The organism is Methylobacterium sp. J-118 (genome assembly GCF_057836565.1).
On sequence record NZ_JBYQFA010000001.1, the window covers coordinates 2,524,601 to 2,540,956 of the forward strand.

The window sequence follows — 16,356 nt, forward strand, 5'->3', positions numbered from 1 at the left end:
ACCGTCCGGCTCATCGGTCGAGCCCCGGACGGAGGACGTCCTCGGTCACGAAACGCCCGTCCTCGACGTCGCGGACCACGACCTCGTAGCCCTCGCTGCGCAGCTCCTTGAGCCGGACGAGGGACACGTAGGACGCGGTCTCCACGTCGTAGAGCCGGGTCCGGCCATACCGGTTGATCAGGCGCCGGGGGCGCCGCTTCCTAGGCATGCGCGGCGCGTTTCCGGTGGCCCATGGCCGGTCGGGGCGCCGGCGCGGCGCGTGACATCGTCTGCATCGAGGAGGTCCGGCGAGGGGCGTTCGGCGAGGGGGGGGCGGCGAGGGGCGTTCGGACCGCGGGATGGGTTCCGGTACGCGCTAGAGTCATTCTAATAAGTTGGACGAACCCCGTGCGGCGCCACTAAATTCGGGTTCATACTGCTGGTGGTTCGGGACCGGCGGCGCGAATTCCGACACAAGGGACGCGCGGCCGGGCGAGAGAGCATCGTCCCGAGCGGGGGTCGCCGGCTTTCGGAACGACACGATGCTGTGGCCGGAAGGATGGACGGGCGTGGCGCGGCTGCTGCTGATCGAGGACGATGCGGAGACGGCCGGGGACGTGCTCGACGACCTGCGCGGTCGCGGCCACGATGTCAGCTGGGCCGCGACCGGGCCCGCGGGCGCCCGCGCGGCCCGGGACGGCGGCTGGGAGGCGATCATCCTGGACCGGATGCTGCCCGGCCAGGACGGGCTCGGCATCCTGCAGGACCTTCGCCGGGACGGGGACCCGACCCCCGCCCTGATCCTCAGCGCCCTGGGCGATGTGGACGAGCGCATCCGTGGCCTGCGGGCGGGCGGCGACGACTACCTCGCCAAGCCCTTCGCCCTGGGCGAGCTCGCCGCCCGCATCGAGGCGCTGCTCCGGCGTCCGGTGGCCAGGCCGGAGACGGTCCTGCGCGTCGGCAGCCTGGAGATCGACCTGATCGCGGGCACCGGCCGGCGCGGCACCCGCGACCTCGCCCTGCTGCCGCGCGAACTCAAGCTCCTCGCCTACCTGATGCGCTGCCCCGGGCAGATCGCCACGCGGGCGATGCTGTTCGAGGAGGTCTGGAACTACCGGTTCACGCCCAAGTCGAACCTGATCGATGTCCATGTCGGACGGCTGCGGCGCAAGCTCGAGGCGGGCGGCGAGACGCCCCTGATCCAGAACGTGCGCGGCATCGGTTTCACGCTGACGCCCGACGATTGAACGCTGATGACCGACCTTCTGCGCTCCACCACCCTGCGCTGGGCGCTCGGGATCGCCCTCTGGTCGGTCCTGCTCGCGCTGACGATGTTCGCCTTCATCTACTGGCAGACCGCCGCCTATCTGCGCGAGGAACTCGCCGAGACCCTGCGGCTCGAAGTCCGCGCCGCGGCGGAAGATCCCGCGGCCGCGGCGATGCGGGTCGACACCTGGACCGCCATGGACCTCCACGCCACCCATTACGGCGGGCTGTTCGGCCCCGGCGGCACCCGCCGCGCCGGCAATCTCGGGGCGGTGCCGGAGCGCTTGGCGCGCGACGGCGACGCCTACCGGGTCAGCGCCACCGTCGATGTCGCGGGCCGCACCCTCGCCGACGAGATCTGGGCCGCCGCCCTGGCGCTGCCGGACGGCGGCACCGTCGTCATCGCCCACGATACCGACGAGATCGACCGGGTGCGGGTGACGACCCTGCGCGCCCTCGGCCTCGGGCTGGTGCCGACGCTGATGCTCTCGGGGCTGGGCGGCCTGCTGCTCGCCCGCCGCGCCCGCGGACGGCTGGCCGCCACCGAGGCGGCCCTGGCCGAGGTGATGCGCGGCGACCTGCGCAAGCGGCTGCCGGTTGGGACGCGCGGGGACGAGTTCGATCGCCTCGCCGGGAACGTGAACCGGATGCTCGACGAGATCGAGCACCTGATGGGTGAGGTCCGCAGCGTCGGCGACGCGGTCGCCCACGACCTGCGCACGCCGCTCACCCGGCTGCGGGCGCGGCTGGAGCGCAGCCGGGTGCAGGCCCGGACCGTGGCGGAGTTCCACGAGACGATCGATCAGGGCCTCGCCTGGATCGACCAGACCCTGGCCATGGTGACGGCGGTCCTGCGGATCGGGGAGATGGAGGACGGGCGTCGGCGGGCCGCGTTCACCCGCGTCGACCTCGGCGAGGTCGCCTCCGTGGCGGTGGAGTTCTTCGAGCCGATGGCCGAGGAGAAGGGCATCCGCCTCGATATCGCCGTCGCGCCGGGCGCCCACGTGATCCTGGGCGACCGCGACCTGTGCTTCGAGGCCCTGTCGAACCTCCTCGACAACGCCCTGAAGTTCACGCCCGCCGGGGGCCGGGTGGAGATGCGCGTCGCCCGCGCCGGCGATGCGATCGTGGCGGCCGTGGACGACACGGGTCCGGGCCTGCCGCCGGGCGAGCACGCCAAGGTGTTCCAGCGGTTCTACCGCGCGGAGACGGCCCGCCAGACCCCCGGCAACGGCCTGGGGCTGAGCCTGGTCGCGGCGATCGCCAAACTCCACAACGCGACCGCGACGGCACGCGCGCGCGCGGCAGGCGGCGGCCGGTTCGACATCGCCTTCCCGCCCGCGGAGACGGCCTGAGACCGCCTCCCGCCGGTGCCGAAGGCTGCGGCCGCGCCGCGATCCGGTTCATCCCGTGCGTCGGGCTGTCCAGCGACCCGAGCACGAACCGAGCCCGGTCAGCGTCCAGCGGCCGCTCCCGCCGGAGCCGCGCAGACGGCCGGTGACCGCGACGCTGGCGAGCCCCTTGCGGATCGTGCCGTTGATCCGGCCGTCCGCGCCGGCTCGGCCGGACGCGTCGACGCCGTTGCCGCCGCCATCGTCCACGGCCCCGTCCCGGATGACGATCGGGTAGCGGTAGGGCCCGGAGCAGGTGCCGTTCTCCGCCGTGGCCACGACCGCCCAGGCTCCGTCGAACCGGCTGGCCGCGAGGGCCTCCGTCGACGGGCTGGCGAGGGTGAGCAACAGGGCCGGTGCGAGCGTCGCAGCGCGAAGTCGGGTCATGATCTCCTCTGTGGCGATGGGATTTCAGATTCGGGTCATCGCGACGGGGCGGGCCCCGCGCGGCGCGGCCGGCGTCGGTCCCGGGACCGCGGTCCCGGGCTCAGGCGCGGATGTCGGGACCGGCCGGGTCGCCGGGCGGCGTGTCCGGGCCGATGCCGGGATGGGGCACATCCGGCGGGACGTCGATCGGCGCGGAGGGCTCGTCGGGGCCGAGGGGACGCCCGTCCGGACCCGGACCCGGTGGAACGTCGCCCGGACCGCCGGGCGCCGGATCGGGAGGATTGGGGCTGGCCATTCGCGCACCTCGCGTCGGACATGGGAGGGATGGAAAGGGCGACGGGCCGGACGCGCGCCCGGAGTATCGCGAGCGCCCGGCCACGCGGCCGTGCCGAACAAGAGGGCCATCCGCCCGGCACAACCTCGGAAAACGAGCCGGATCCGTGTGAGGCGTGCAGCCGGCACACCGCATCCGTCCTCGAAACATGGGATCAAAACCGACGGGTTCAGTGAGAAAAATCTACCAGTACGGGGATTTATTTGCGGGGCGTGGGTCCGCGTCGTCCCCGAGATCGCGCGCCAGCCGGCTACGGGCCCGGCTGACGCGGCTCTTCACGGTGCCGCTCGGGCAGCCGAGGATCTCGGCGGCCTCCTCGTAGGACAGGTCGTCGAGGGCGATGAGCAGCAACGCCTCGCGCTGGACCGGATCGAGCCGGTCGAGCGCGGCCTGCAAGTCCTGGACGTGGAGCGTGTGCTCCTGGTCGGCCGGCCTGGCGAGCCGCGCCGCATGCGCCCCGTCGGTGTCCGGAACCTCGAGCCGGTGCTTGATCCGGCCGTTGAGGTAGCCGTTGCGCAGGATCGTGAACAGCCACGCAATCATCCGGGTCCCGGGCTCGAACCGCGCCCGGTGCTCCCAGGCCTTGAGCAGGGTGAACTGGACGAGGTCGTCGCTCTCGACCGCGTCGCGCGTCAGGGACAGGGCGAAGCGGCGCAGGTGCGGGGCCGCCGCGATCAGGTCCGTCCTGAACCCGCCCGCCACCCGCACCTCGGCGTCCGCTTCGTCCAGGACCTCCGACAGGCGCGCCAGCACGCGGCCCAGGCGAGAGGCCGGGTCGATCGGTACAACTTGCGGGTAGTGCTCGCGAAGACTTATCCCCAGGGCCGCGTCCTGGCCGGAGATCACGGGCCCGTGTTCGGCGGGCGTCGAAGGGTGTTCGTGGATGGGATGCACGCGAGACGCATTCATGGCTGTCCAGAGGCGAGGTCTATCCTGCCGAACAGTCGTCCCTGCGCGGCGAGAATTTATCTCTGGCTGAAAAGGCCCGCGTCAATGATGCAGGGATACCAGGAAAACAGCCTGCGTTCGGGAACCGGCTTGCGCGCAACCCGTTTGTGCCCCGCTGCCCATGGGGTGGCCGCAGACAGGATGGGTGGGGCTGACCGTGACGGCGGGCGTCGACAGGCATGAACTCCGGCAGATCATCGCCGGCCTCAGCGAGGGCGTGATCCTGGTCGAGCCCGACCAGACCATCGCCTATGCCAACGAGGCCGCCCTGGCGATGCACGGCGCCGAGAGCCTGGACGAACTCGGCCAGACCGTGGACACCTACCGGGAGCGCTTCCGCCTGCGCTACCGCAACAACGTCACGCCCAATCAGTATCCGATCGAGCGCGTGGTCGCGGGCGAGCGCTTCCACGACGTCGTCGTCGAGGTGCGGCGGGCGGACAAGCCCGACATGGACTTCGTGCATTCGCTGCGCAGCCTGGTCGCCACCGACCGCGACGGCAATCCGAGCTGCCTGGCGCTGATCCTCAAGGACGTCTCCGACCAGTTCGAGGCCGAGGCACGCTTCGAGGCCGCCTTCAACGCCAACCCGGCGCCGGCGGTGATCACGCGTCTGTCCGACCTGCGCCACGTCAAGGTCAATCACGGCTTCCTGGAGATGACCGGCCACACCCGCGACGCCGTGATCGGGCGCAGCGTCTACGAGGTCGACGTGCTCGCCAATGCCCGCAACCGGGACCTCGCCGTATCCCGGCTCGAAGCCGGCGCCACGATTCCGCAGATGGAGGCTTGCCTCGACCTCCCCGACGGCGGCTCGCGCTTCGTGATCGTGGCCGGCCAGCCGATCACGATGGGCGACGAGGCGTGCATGCTGTTCACCTTCGCCGACCTGGAGCTGCGCCGCAAAGCCGAGACCGCGCTCCGCCAGAGCGAGGAGCGGTTCGCCAAGGCGTTCCGGCTCACCCCGGTCCCGACCGTGCTGGCGCGCGCGGAGAATTTCCACGTCACCGGCGTTAACGAGGCGTTCAGCCGGGTCTTCGGCCTGGGTGAGGACCGGATCGTCGGACGCAGCCTCCACGAGGCCGGTCTCTGGGTGACCGACAAGCAGCGCCTGCAGGTCGAGGCGGCGCTCGAACGGCACGGCTACGTGCTCGGCGCCGAAATCTGCCTGCGCCATGAGAGCGGCGCCAATCTCGATTGCCTGCTCTCGGCCGAGCGTATCGCGATCAACGAGGCCGACTTCGTGCTGCTGGTTCTTCAGGACATCACGGACCGCAAGCACACCGAGCGCGAATTGTTCGGCGCCATCGAGGCGGTGATGGCCGATACCTCGTGGTTCAGCCGCGGCCTGATCGAGAAGCTCGCCAACCTGCGCCGCCCCGGCCGGGAGAGCGCGGACGGATCCGCCCCAAACCTGACGGTGCGGGAGCGTCAGATCCTGAACCTGATCTGCGCAGGTCTCGACGACGACGCCATCGCGCGCAAGCTCGGCCTGTCGCGCAACACCGTGCGCAATCACGGGGCCGCGCTGTACCGCAAAATCGGCATCCACAAGCGCAGCGAGGCCGTCGTCTGGGGCCGGGAAAACGGTTTCCCGCTCGGCATATCTGAAGGGTGAATACCGTTGTACCGGTATAAATACACCATTGATGATACGGCTTCCGCGCACATCTTCGGGTCGACTGGGATTTTCTCAACCGTGACGAGGTGCCCATGACCGAGGACAGGAAAACGACTTCCGCCGAGCACCTCAAGGGCTCGGTGAAAGAGGCCATCGGCAAGCTCACCGGCGATGCCCGGACGGAGACCGAGGGCCGGCGCCACAAGCGCGATGCCTCGGCCTCGAAGGCCGACGGAACGGAGCCCACGGGCTCGGGCCGGCGCTGACGGGCGGTGACGCGGCCTCTCACCCGAGAGGCCGCCTGAGACGACGCATTCACAACAGGAGAACGACATGGTGGACACGGATCGGATCACGGGCGCCGCGAAGGAGCTGGGCGGGAAGGTGCAGGGCGCGGTCGGCGACCTGACCGGCTCGCATCGGGACTCGGCCGAGGGCCGCGCCCGGGAGGCGGCGGGACAGGCCGAGGGCCTGTACGGCCAGGCCAAGGACACCGTCCGCGACGCGGCCGGGCACGTCGCCGACACCGCCCGCCACATCGGCGGCAAGGTCCGCGACACCGTGGGTGACGTCGTCGGATCGGGGGATGTCGAGGACCGCGCCCGCCGCGCCCAGGGCGCCGCCCAGGACCACTACGACCGCGCCGAGCGCGGCGTCCGCCACGCTGCCGACGAGGCCTCGGACTACGCCGAGGACGCCTACGCGCGCGGCAGCCAGTACCTGCGCCGGGGCACCCGCGAGGTCGGCCATCAGGTCGCCGAATACCCGCTCGCCTCGCTGCTCATCGCCGGCCTGGCCGGCTTCGGCCTCGGCCTGCTGGTCAGCGCCACCCGCGACTGAGCCATCCCCTCGCCTCGACGCGCCCGCCGACGCCGAACCGGTATCCCTGTCGGCGGCGGGCGCTCCAGATCCTCGACGACCCCTTTCCCGGAGTGACAGCGTGACCCCCATCCAGACCGCCGCGACACCGCTTTCCCCCGACGCGCATGCCGACACGCGCGCCGTCCTGCTCAACCAGGTGTCCTGGGGCGCCATCTTCGCGGGCGCCGTGACCGCCCTCGTGACCCAGGTGATCGTCAACCTGATCGGCGTCGGCGTCGGCCTGGCCTCGGTGGGCCCCAACGCCGCCGACAACCCGGCCGCCTCGACCGTGTCGATGTCGGCGGGCGTGTGGTTCGTGACCTCGGGCATCGTCGCCTCGCTGGCCGGCGGGGCGATCGCGGGCCGGCTCTCGGGCAAGACCCTGCCGGGGGCGGCCGCGCTGCACGGGCTGGTGTCCTGGGCGGTGACGACCCTCGTGGTCCTGTACCTGCTGACCTCGGCGGCCACCGGGCTGGTCGGGGGGACGCTGAGCACCGTCTCGGGGGCGCTGGGCGGGGCGGGCAACCTCGTGGGCGGGACCGTGCAGACGGCGGCCCAGGCGGCGGCGCCGTCCCTGTCGAAGATCTCGAACCCCCTCGACGGGATCGAGAACTCCGTGCGCCAGCAGGCGGCCGGCCAGGACCCGCAGGCGGCCCGCGACGCGGCGGTGGCGGCGGTCAAGGCGCTGTTCACGGGTGATGCCGGGCAGAAGCAGCAGGCCGAGGCGCGGGCGGCCGACGCCCTGGCCAAGGCGCAGAACATCCCGGTCGATCAGGCCAAGCAGCAGATCCAGGACTACGAGAAGCAGTACGACCAGGCGGTGGCCACGGCCAAGCAGAAGGCCGAGGCCGCGGCGGTGACGGCCAAGTCGGCGGCCACGCAGGGGGCGTTCTACGCGGCGATCGCCCTGGTCCTGGGGGCGCTGGCGGCCTTCCTGGGCGGGCGCCTGGGCGCGCCCAAGCCGGCGACGCTGCTCGGCACCTACGAGACCCGGCGCGTCTGACCCGGCGCGATCCGGTCGGCCCCCGCGGGCTGCGGGGGCCGGCACCACCGGCGCGGGCCCGGCCAACCCGCAACCGCGAACCTCGACCGCAACCTCAACCTGAAGGAGCGCACGCGATGAGCAGCACCGGCGACAAGATCAAGGGCCTGGCCAACGAGGCCGTGGGCAACGTCAAGCAGGCGGCCGGCAAGGCGACGGGCAACGACAAGCTCGTGGCCGAGGGCAAGGCGCAGGAGCTGAAGGGCGAGGCGCAGAAGACGGTGGGCGACGTCAAGGACGGCGCCAAGAGCCTGGCCGACAAGGTCACCGGCAAGCACTGAGGCCGCGACCGGGGGTGGCGCCGGCCGGCCCCGCCCCCGAGCCCGGCCCCCGATGGCACCCATCCCAATCCAGGAGAGCAACATGAACCGCGACCAGATCCGTGGCGCGTCCCGGCACCTGAAGGGCCGGGCGCAGAGCGCGGTCGGCGGCCTGACCGGCGATCCGGCCCGTCAGGTGCGTGGCGCCGTGAACCAGGTCGCCGGCGGGGCGCAATACGCCTACGGCCGCGCCCGGGACCGCGCCGAGGACCTCGCCGAGGACGGGCGCCACCTGGCGGAGGCCGCGCGGAAGCGGGCCGACCACCTGATCGACGATGGGCGCGACCGCGCGCGCGACGTCCGCCGCCGCGGCGAGGCCTACGGCCGGCGGGCGATCCGCACCCTCGACGGCAACCGCACGAACACCCTGCTGGGCCTCGCCGCGCTCGCCTTCGCGGCCGGATGGCTCGTCCGACGCACCCGCTAACCAGGAGACCCCACCGATGCTGCGCAAGATCCTGACGGCCTTCGTCGTGCCGAAGATCATCGCCTATCTCGGACGCCGCTACGGCCGCGGCACCCGTTCGGGCCGAACCTCCTGAATGCCCCGCCGTCGGCACATCCGCCGACCGCCCCGCGCCGCGCGACGGCTTTCCAGCGGCGCGGCGCTTCTCAGGCCGCGATCACGGCCCTGACGATTCGGGATGGGGTACGAGTCCGGACGCACCCATGGGGCTTCCCGACCGTGCCGGCGCCTCCGCCGCGGGGCCGATCGTGCGGTGCCCGTTGGCCACTTGGCCCGCCATCAGCAGGGTCAGGGCGGCCAGCATGAGACCGGTGCCGCCGATGACCCCGCAGAACATCGGCAGGCCGGGTCCCCCGTGCCGGCCGTTTTGACTGGATAGCCGCTGCGTCACTTGAAGACCTCGCTGATCCACATGCGTGGATCCGAGGGAGCAACAGGCTCTCCCCGCGATAGGTCCGCTCCTGCGGCGCTATGGTGGTCCGTGTGATCCACCCACCCGACGGCCGCTCGGCCATGTCGCCCCGAAAGCCGGATCCCAGCTTTCGGGACGACGCTGTCACCGCCGTGGGGCGGGCGACGTGACCTGTGACGTTACTTGCCGCTCGGCGCGGCGCCGCTGCCGGTCGCGCCATTGCCGGTCCCGCTGCCGGCGGGCGCGCCGGGGGTGCTGATGGGCGGGCCGCCGGCGGTGCCGGGCCCCGTGCCCCGGCTCATGGTGCCGGTGGACCCGGTGCTCATGCCCTTCTCGGAATTGCTCTTCACGGAGCCCGGGTTGTTCATGTTGCCTTCGGCGCTGCCGCCTCCGGCCGCGGACTGGGCCAAGGCGGCACCCGAGACCGCAAGCGAGAGAACGGCAGCCAGGGTCAGCGTTTTCATCGGCATGATGGTTTCTCCGTGCGGATCGATGCGATCAGCTCAGGGGGAAACGTCATCATGACCGGTAATGTTCACATCAGGTCTCACGAACCCCGACCGGTGTTCTGGATTCGTGGGGCCCGGGATCAGATGGACAGTGTCGGGCGCCCCGAAACCGGCCGATCATGCTGGCCCGACTAGGCGGGCAGAACCACCACCTTCGTCTTGACCGGCGTCCGCGCGTAGAGATGGATCATGTCCTGGCTGAGCAGGCCGACGCAGCCGCTCGTGATGCCCGTGCCGATCGATTCGGCGTCGCTGCTGGCGTAGATCGTGTAGAGCGTATAGGCGCCGTTCTGATAGAGATGCAGGGTGCGGGCGCCGAGCGGGTTGTCGAGGCCCCCCGGCATGCCATGGGCGTATTTGGCGGCCTCGGGCTGGCGCCGGATCATCTCCTTGGGCGGGGTCCAGGTCGCCCATTCGGATTTGCGTCCGACATAGGCGTCCCCGTTCCACAGGAACCCGTCGCGGCCGACATTGGCGCCGTACCGGGTGGCGGAGCCGTCGCCCTCGACGCGATACACATAGAAGTTGGCGGGATCGACGATGATCGTGCCGGCCGCCTCCTTGGTCTCGTAGCGGACCGTCCGGCGATAGTATTTCGGATCGATCTTGCTGACATCGACCGCGGGAATCGGGAATTTCTCGTCCGGCATCGGCCCGTAGACCTTCGCGGCCTCGGCGAGGAGCAGGCCGTCGGAGGTCGCGCAGCCGCCGAGCCCGAGGGTGCCGACACCGAGGGCGCCGACGCCGAGGGCCGAGCCGGCCAGGAAGGATCGGCGGCTGAGAAGCCGCGCCCCGAGGCGCCCGCTCCCGTCCCGCCCGGCCGCGCCGGCATTCCCAACGTCCATGCTCATGTCCGGACTTCCCTTGTCCTGCGGTGCGACGCGCGCGCGTCGGCCCGCACCCGCTCCGCCTGCGGCTCGGCCGAGACTGCCGGACCCCGCCGGCAAGCTCGGCTTTTCAATGCCGAAAGCCGGGAGAATGCGTCGAGAGTATGACTCTTGGCGCCGCTCGATACGGTTTTGATCTGGTCGATGCCGGTATACGCCATGTCGAGACCGGCACGCCGCGCGCGGCCGACGGGGACCGGGCGGAACCGACGCGCCCGGGCGCGGTTTCCGAGCCGTGACCGCGCGGGCGCCGCGACCCGGTCACGGGGGCTGCTCCGCGCCCGTCCCACCGGAGGCGCTCTTCGCCGGATGGGGCCCCGCGCCATCCCCGCTCCCCTGACGCGTAGGCACCAGACCCGCCATGGCCGATGCCACGCTCCTCACCCGGATCAAGGATTTCTCCAGCCGCACCGACCCGTACCCGCTCTACGCGCGCCTGCGGCAGACCCCGGTCTCGCGCCAGGACGACCCCGGCCAGGGGGAGGGGGCTCCGGGCGGCGACGCACCCGGCGTGTGGGTGGCCGCGAGCCACGCCGCCATCCTGCGCCTGCAGAACGATCCGCGGCTGAGCGTCGAGACCCAGCCGCCGACGCAGCGCCCCTCGACCGGCAACCCGGTCACCGACTACCTCGTCAACCCGATCAAGAACCGGATCACCGACCGGCACCAGCCGTTCCTGTTCCGGGACCCGCCCGCCCACGATGGCCTGCGCGCCGCCACCGTCCACCAGTTCACCCCCGCCCGCGTCCAGGCGATGCGCGCGCGCGCCGAGCGGCTGGTCGGCGAGATGCTCGACCGCAAGGTCGGCGCGCACGAGATCGACGTCATCGACGACCTCGCCTACCCGCTGCCCGTCGCCATCATCTGCGAATTGTTCGGCGTGCCGGAGGGGGACGAGGCCCGGTTCCGCGACTGGTCGAGCCAGCTCGCCACCGCGGTCGAGCCCGGTCTCGCCGTCAGCGAAGAGACGCGCATCGAGAACGCCCGGACCTTCGATGCCATCTCCGACTATCTCGGCGACCTCGTGGCCGAGAAGCGGCGCCGGCCGCGCGACGACCTGCTCTCGGGGCTGGCCAACCACGCCACGCCCGACGGCGACCGGATGGGCGAATTCGATCTGATCGCCACGGCGATCCTGATCCTCGTCGCCGGCCACGAGACCGCGGTGAACCTGATCGGCAACGCCTGGCTGACCCTGATGCGCCACCCGCGCGAGCTGGAGCGCCTGCGCGCCGACCCGGGCCGCGCGCCGCGCGTGGTCGAGGAGGTGATGCGCTACGATCCCCCGGTCCAGCTCGTCACCCGCAAGACCCTCAGCGCCATCGACATCGCCGGCACCACGATCCCCGAGGGGGAGGCCCTGGTCCTGATGCTCGCCGCCGGCAACCGCGATCCGGCCGCGTTCCCCGATCCGGATCGGTTCGATCCGGACCGCACCGGCACCCGCCATCTCGGCTTCGGCGGGGGCCTGCATTACTGCGTCGGCGCCCCGCTCGGCCGGTTCGAGGCGGAGGCCGCGCTCACGGCCCTCGCGCGCCGCCTGGAGGCGCCGCGCCTGATCGCGGATCCGCCGCCCTACCGGCGCCCGGCGACCCTGCGCGGGCCGGAGCATCTGCGGGTGGCGGTGGAGGCCATCCGGTAGCGCGTGTCGCCGGCTGGCCGGGGCGCCGCCTTCAGCGCAGCGTCGGCGATTCGCCGGGATTCAGGTGCCGGTCCTCGCCCTCGGGACCGCCCAGCGCGACGTGGCTGCTCAGCCGTTCCAGATGCGCGAAGACATGCGCGAAGGCGTCGGTCACGGCGCGCTCGAACGCGCCGTCCCCCTGCCCGTGAGCGGCTCGGAGCGCGCTCAGCAGGGCGTGGTGCTGTTCGGTATCGCTCGACATGGTGGACCTCGCTGCCGGCCGGAGCGCCGGCCCGTCTAGGCAAGTGCCGCTGTCTGTCCTGGTTCCTGACCGGGTCTCGGACGCAGGGATGCCGCGCTGCGGAGGGCGCACCGGAATGCGTCGCGGTGGTCAGGCGCGAGGGCAAGCTGCCGCTCCGGAAAGCCTAACCCTGTGCGGCCATCGATCGGGGGAAGGTCACAACCGATGCGATCCGGATCGACGCGACGTTTTGGAGAGAGTTGTCACAAACGGACCGGAAGCCGCACCCGGCATAAACGGCTCTGTTTGTGAATGGCGCGCCAGTCCGAACAAAAATGCGAACACCTATGTCATTGAGGTAGCGAGATTATTTTTGAGATCCGGCTGCTACCCGGCACGCCACTGTCGGCGGTAGATCTCATTTAGCCGCAACGCACCCTCCGAAACCGGACGTTCCGCTATGCGCCCATCTCGGTCGTGCAAGTGACTGCAGCGCCATCCCAGGAGCGGAAATTCCGCGCCGAGCCAGCCCGGATTGTCAGCCCGTGAGCACTGGTCCTGAGGCGGTCAGATCAATCGGACTCTAGGGCCCTCCTTCCTGGGTTGCACCCCCGCCCCATTCCTGCAAGCGCACTGCGCCAGGTTCAGTGTGCGTTCCGGGTCATTGCGGTTTTGGCGGCCGCATCCCTCCCGACCGCGAGGCCGAGATTGGCGGCGCAGCGCGTCATCACCGCGTGCCTTTCGATGTCCTTCGCGCTGTAGGAGGCCCGCGCGAAACCGGGATCCGTGCGGCCGCACCGGGCGAGGTCGTCGAACAGCGCCTCCACTCGGCCGCTCTGCGCACGCGCCGCCGCACCGATCGCCGATACCGTGTCCATCCTGCCGCTCCCGGTGCGCGGGTCTGGAGCGGACCGCGACGGCGCCACCCTGCCACTATCATGCCGCCCCGCCGGAACGATCCTTGCCACCGACGAGGGCCGGGCTCGCACCGAGGCGCAGGGGAGACAACCGGGATGGTGGACACGCAGTCGAAGGTCAGGCTCGGAATGCTGACGCCATCCTCGAACAGCGTCCTCGAGCCGATGACGGCACGCATGCTGGTCGGGCAACCCAGGATCACCGCCCATTTCGCGCGCCTGCGGGTGACGCAGATCGGGCTGTCGTCGGCCGCACTCGATCAGTTCGATCAGGCACCGATGCTGGCCGCCTCGGAGCTGCTGGCCGATGCCCGCGTCGCCGCGATCCTGTGGAACGGCACGGCGGGCGCCTGGCTCGGCTTTGCGAGCGATGCGGCTCTGTCCGAGGCGATCACGCGGCAGACCGGCGTGCCGGCCTCTACCTCAGCGCTCGCCTTCCGCGACTTGTTCCGCAGGCGCGGGATCACGCGTGTCGGGCTGGTGACCCCCTATACGGGCGACGTCCAGGCACAGATCCAAACAAACTGGCAGGCCAACGGGCTCGACTGCTCGGCCGAGCGGCACCTTGGCCTGTCGGAGAATTTTGCCTTCGCGGAGGCCGACGAGGCCGAGATCGCCGGCATGGTCCGCGCCGTGGCGGGCGAGGGCGCTGAGGCGGCCGCCATCGTTTGCACCAACCTCGCAGGCGCAGCCATCGCGCCCGCCCTGGAGGCAGAACTCGGGATCCCGGTCTACGATTCCGTGGCCGTCAGCCTGTGGAAGGCGATGGACCTCGCTAGGCTCGAGACCGCGGCGATCACCGGCTGGGGCAGCCTGTTCGCGCCGCACTGAGCGGCGTCGTTCAGCCGTCGTCCACGTCGCCCCGCTCGATCCAGCGCCGCAGCGCCGGTGCCAGCCCGGTGGCGGGCTTGGCCGGAGGCCGGGCGAAGCGGCCCGCACGCGGCGGTCGCGCCCCGAGCCGGACCAGGGCCTGCGCCTGACCGAGGGCGGCCGCCAGCGGATCGATCAGCGGCACCGGAACCGCATCGCCGATCCGCGCAGCGAGGCCGGTGAGCGGGGCGCCGGCCAAGATCACCGCGTCGGCCCCATCCTCGGTGACGGCCCGGTTGGCCAGGGCGACGATCTCGGCCGCCAGCTCGTGCTGCACCTCCGTAACCGAGCGGAAGCCGGCCGAGACCGCCCGGACGCAGGCGCAGCGGGCCGACAGGCCGGCGAGGGCAACCGCATCCTCGTACCAGGGCAGCAGCGTGACCGAGAAGGTCACGATGCCGAACCGTTGGCCGAGCTGGCAGGCGGTGAGCATCGCCGCCTCCGCCATGCCGACCACCGGCAGGTCGAACAGCTCCCGTGCCGCCATTAGGCCGGGGTCGCCGAAGGCCGCGATCACGGCAGCGTCGTAGCCGGCGTGATGCTCCGCGAGAGTCTCCAGCACCGCGGCCCCCGCGAGCTGCGCCTCCGCGCGGCTCGCGATGTAGGGCAGCCCCCGCGCGGCCGTGATCGCAGTGAGCGCCGCGTCGGGGGCGAGCGATGCCGCCGCGGCGGCCTCCATCCGCGCCGTCATGGCGGCCGAGGTGTTCGGGTTGAGGAGGAGGAGCCGCACGCCGTCAGACACGCGAGCTCGGGCTGTAGAACGGCTCGTGCCGCGACGGGTCGATGTAGTCCGCGTAGAAGCGTTTCGCGTGCGGCAGCAGAGCCTTAGAGAGCTGGCGCCGCTCGACCTCGTCGTCCGAGAGCGCCCGCGACAGGTCGTCATGGAGGGCCTTCAGGGCGGCGTCGCGATCGACCCGGGTGAAGCGCCCGTCGGCGTAGAGCACCTCGCCCTCGCACAGCACCGTGGTGACGCCGCCGGTCTTGGCCCGCTGGATCACCGCGTCGAGGAGCGGCGTCTCCGGGTCGAGGTAGGGATAGGCGATCTGGTCCCAGTCGATCAGGACGAGGTCGGCGCCTTTGCCGACCTCGATCGTGCCCAGGCCGTCGCCGTAGGGGGTGGTGCGGGCGCCGCCGACGGTCGCCATGCGCAGCACCTGGGCCATGCTCGGCACACCGGCCTCGTCCATGCCGGGCACCCGGTGGGCGCGCAGCACGAGGCGCATCTCCTGGAGCATGTCGCGGTCGTCGTTGATGCCGGCCTCATCGAGGCCGATCGCCGTGTTGATCCCCTTGGCCTCGAAGCGGTTGAGCGCCGCTACGCCGGAGCGCAGCCGGAAGTTCGACGAGCAATTGTGGCAGATGCAGGTGCCGGTCGCGGCGACCCGGTCGATGTCGGACTCGTTGAGCCAGACGCCGTGGCCCAGTGTCAGGCGGGGCCCGAGCATGCCGAACCGGTCGAGATATTCGAGCGCGGTGCCGCCCCCGCGCTTCTCCGCATAGGCCTTCTGGTAAGCCGTCTCGACGAGATGCATGTGCATCGGCACGTCGTAGGCTTCGGATAGACCTGCCAAGCCTTCGAGGGCCGCGTCGGAGCACCAGTGGAGGTTGGCGGGGGCGAGCTGGATCTTCGCACGCGAGGCGCTCTCCTGGCCGGCATGCAGGCTGCGAAACAGGGAGAAATTGTCCTCCAGGGACATCTGGAAACGCTCGAACCAGCGCTTCATCGGGTCTTGCAGCGGCGCCGGCAGGCTCGCCACGAAATCCATGTCGGCCTGGTAGACGAGGCGGTTCTGGTCGCGCACCGCGAAGCAGTACGAGACCCGCATGCCGATGTCGCGATAGGCGCGCAGCACCTCGTTGGACCGCGCCTCGACCTCCTCCAGGCTGCCGGGCATCCAGCCATGGATGTGCTGGACCGTGGTGATCCCGGAGCCCACCATCTCAAAGGCCGAGTACAGGGTGTCGAGGTAGAGGTTCAGGTTGCGCGCCACCATGCGGGTGACGAACCACAGCTCCAGGGGCATGTCGGGGGAGCCGAGCTGCACCGGCGTCAGGCCGACATGGTGGTGGCCGTTGACGAAGCCCGGCAGCAGGATCTCGCGGCCGGAGCCGATCACGGGGGCGTCGGGGTAGCGCGCGTGCAGGTCCGCGTAGGTGCCGACCGCCTCGATCACGCCGTCCTTCTGCAGCACCGCCCCGTCGGCGATCTCCTCCCAGCAATCGTGGTCGAGGGTGCGGGTGATCATCCGCCGGCTGCGGATCAGCGATGTGGCCATGGTCGGGT

The 16,356-nt window shown here is 71.3% G+C and carries 20 protein-coding genes; 10 read left to right on the forward strand and 10 right to left on the reverse strand.

What is annotated here, in order from left to right:
* Positions 1–10 precede the first annotated feature (10 nt).
* Positions 11–208, reverse strand: coding sequence for a polyhydroxyalkanoate synthesis regulator DNA-binding domain-containing protein (locus AC3IF3_RS12060; protein ID WP_243967491.1), 198 nt, complete (start codon positions 206–208; stop codon positions 11–13).
* A gap of 340 nt (positions 209–548) precedes the next feature.
* On the opposite strand from AC3IF3_RS12060, the gene AC3IF3_RS12065 reads away from it, so the two are divergent.
* Both AC3IF3_RS12065 and AC3IF3_RS12070 read left to right on the forward strand, forming a co-directional pair.
* A complete protein-coding gene (locus tag AC3IF3_RS12065) occupies positions 549–1,226 on the forward strand; it encodes a response regulator transcription factor (RefSeq protein ID WP_489231285.1) in 678 nt (225 codons plus the stop codon).
* A gap of 6 nt (positions 1,227–1,232) precedes the next feature.
* Positions 1,233–2,600, forward strand: a complete 1,368-nt coding sequence (locus tag AC3IF3_RS12070; protein ID WP_489228937.1) for a sensor histidine kinase — start codon at positions 1,233–1,235, stop codon at positions 2,598–2,600.
* A gap of 48 nt (positions 2,601–2,648) precedes the next feature.
* On the opposite strand, the gene AC3IF3_RS12075 is transcribed toward AC3IF3_RS12070, so the two are convergent.
* From AC3IF3_RS12075 to AC3IF3_RS12085, 3 genes are all read right to left on the reverse strand, one after another.
* Entirely contained in the window at positions 2,649–3,023 is a 375-nt protein-coding gene (locus tag AC3IF3_RS12075) for a hypothetical protein (protein WP_489216084.1), read from the reverse strand.
* Between the two features lie 100 nt (positions 3,024–3,123).
* Positions 3,124–3,318 (reverse strand): hypothetical protein, encoded by a 195-nt coding sequence (locus tag AC3IF3_RS12080; RefSeq protein WP_489216086.1) that lies wholly within the window; start codon positions 3,316–3,318, stop codon positions 3,124–3,126.
* A 222-nt stretch (positions 3,319–3,540) separates the two neighbouring features.
* On the reverse strand, positions 3,541–4,203 hold the full coding sequence (locus AC3IF3_RS12085; protein ID WP_489228938.1) for a sigma-70 family RNA polymerase sigma factor: 663 nt from the start codon (positions 4,201–4,203) through the stop codon (positions 3,541–3,543).
* Between the two features lie 259 nt (positions 4,204–4,462).
* On the opposite strand from AC3IF3_RS12085, the gene AC3IF3_RS12090 reads away from it, so the two are divergent.
* The 6 genes from AC3IF3_RS12090 to AC3IF3_RS12115 all read left to right on the forward strand — a co-directional run bounded on the left by AC3IF3_RS12090 (position 4,463) and on the right by AC3IF3_RS12115 (position 8,576).
* A complete protein-coding gene (locus AC3IF3_RS12090) occupies positions 4,463–5,923 on the forward strand; it encodes a PAS domain S-box protein (RefSeq protein WP_489220316.1) in 1,461 nt (486 codons plus the stop codon).
* A gap of 95 nt (positions 5,924–6,018) precedes the next feature.
* Positions 6,019–6,192 (forward strand): CsbD family protein, encoded by a 174-nt coding sequence (locus AC3IF3_RS12095; RefSeq protein ID WP_489228940.1) that lies wholly within the window; start codon positions 6,019–6,021, stop codon positions 6,190–6,192.
* 67 nt (positions 6,193–6,259) lie between these two features.
* Complete coding sequence (locus AC3IF3_RS12100; RefSeq protein ID WP_243971911.1) at positions 6,260–6,766, forward strand: CsbD family protein; 507 nt, start codon at positions 6,260–6,262, stop codon at positions 6,764–6,766.
* Between the two features lie 100 nt (positions 6,767–6,866).
* Complete coding sequence (locus tag AC3IF3_RS12105) at positions 6,867–7,790, forward strand: PhnA-like protein (protein ID WP_489228941.1); 924 nt, start codon at positions 6,867–6,869, stop codon at positions 7,788–7,790.
* Between the two features lie 116 nt (positions 7,791–7,906).
* Positions 7,907–8,110 carry a CsbD family protein gene (locus tag AC3IF3_RS12110; protein ID WP_489216095.1) on the forward strand — a complete coding sequence of 68 codons (204 nt, stop codon included), beginning with the start codon at positions 7,907–7,909 and terminating at the stop codon, positions 8,108–8,110.
* An 82-nt stretch (positions 8,111–8,192) separates the two neighbouring features.
* Positions 8,193–8,576 carry a CsbD family protein gene (locus AC3IF3_RS12115; protein ID WP_243972033.1) on the forward strand — a complete coding sequence of 128 codons (384 nt, stop codon included), beginning with the start codon at positions 8,193–8,195 and terminating at the stop codon, positions 8,574–8,576.
* Positions 8,577–9,206: 630 nt separating this feature from the next.
* On the opposite strand, the gene AC3IF3_RS12120 is transcribed toward AC3IF3_RS12115, so the two are convergent.
* The gene (locus tag AC3IF3_RS12120) at positions 9,207–9,497 is read right to left on the reverse strand and encodes a hypothetical protein (protein WP_489228943.1); all 291 of its coding nucleotides are present in this window, start codon (positions 9,495–9,497) and stop codon (positions 9,207–9,209) included.
* A gap of 170 nt (positions 9,498–9,667) precedes the next feature.
* Entirely contained in the window at positions 9,668–10,387 is a 720-nt protein-coding gene (locus AC3IF3_RS12125; protein WP_489228945.1) for a L,D-transpeptidase, read from the reverse strand.
* 397 nt (positions 10,388–10,784) lie between these two features.
* On the opposite strand from AC3IF3_RS12125, the gene AC3IF3_RS12130 reads away from it, so the two are divergent.
* Entirely contained in the window at positions 10,785–12,065 is a 1,281-nt protein-coding gene (locus AC3IF3_RS12130) for a cytochrome P450 (protein ID WP_243972039.1), read from the forward strand.
* Positions 12,066–12,096: 31 nt separating this feature from the next.
* On the opposite strand, the gene AC3IF3_RS12135 is transcribed toward AC3IF3_RS12130, so the two are convergent.
* The gene (locus AC3IF3_RS12135) at positions 12,097–12,306 is read right to left on the reverse strand and encodes a hypothetical protein (RefSeq protein ID WP_243972041.1); all 210 of its coding nucleotides are present in this window, start codon (positions 12,304–12,306) and stop codon (positions 12,097–12,099) included.
* A gap of 623 nt (positions 12,307–12,929) precedes the next feature.
* On the reverse strand, positions 12,930–13,163 hold the full coding sequence (locus AC3IF3_RS12140) for a hypothetical protein (RefSeq protein ID WP_489228946.1): 234 nt from the start codon (positions 13,161–13,163) through the stop codon (positions 12,930–12,932).
* Between the two features lie 135 nt (positions 13,164–13,298).
* Here AC3IF3_RS12140 and AC3IF3_RS12145 point away from each other — a divergent pair, with 135 nt between their 5' ends.
* A complete protein-coding gene (locus tag AC3IF3_RS12145) occupies positions 13,299–14,033 on the forward strand; it encodes a maleate cis-trans isomerase family protein (RefSeq protein ID WP_489228948.1) in 735 nt (244 codons plus the stop codon).
* Positions 14,034–14,043: 10 nt separating this feature from the next.
* Here AC3IF3_RS12145 and AC3IF3_RS12150 read toward each other — a convergent pair whose 3' ends face one another.
* Entirely contained in the window at positions 14,044–14,802 is a 759-nt protein-coding gene (locus AC3IF3_RS12150) for an aspartate/glutamate racemase family protein (protein ID WP_243972091.1), read from the reverse strand.
* 4 nt (positions 14,803–14,806) lie between these two features.
* Positions 14,807–16,348, reverse strand: a complete 1,542-nt coding sequence (locus AC3IF3_RS12155; protein WP_243972047.1) for an amidohydrolase family protein — start codon at positions 16,346–16,348, stop codon at positions 14,807–14,809.
* Positions 16,349–16,356: the final 8 nt, after the last annotated feature.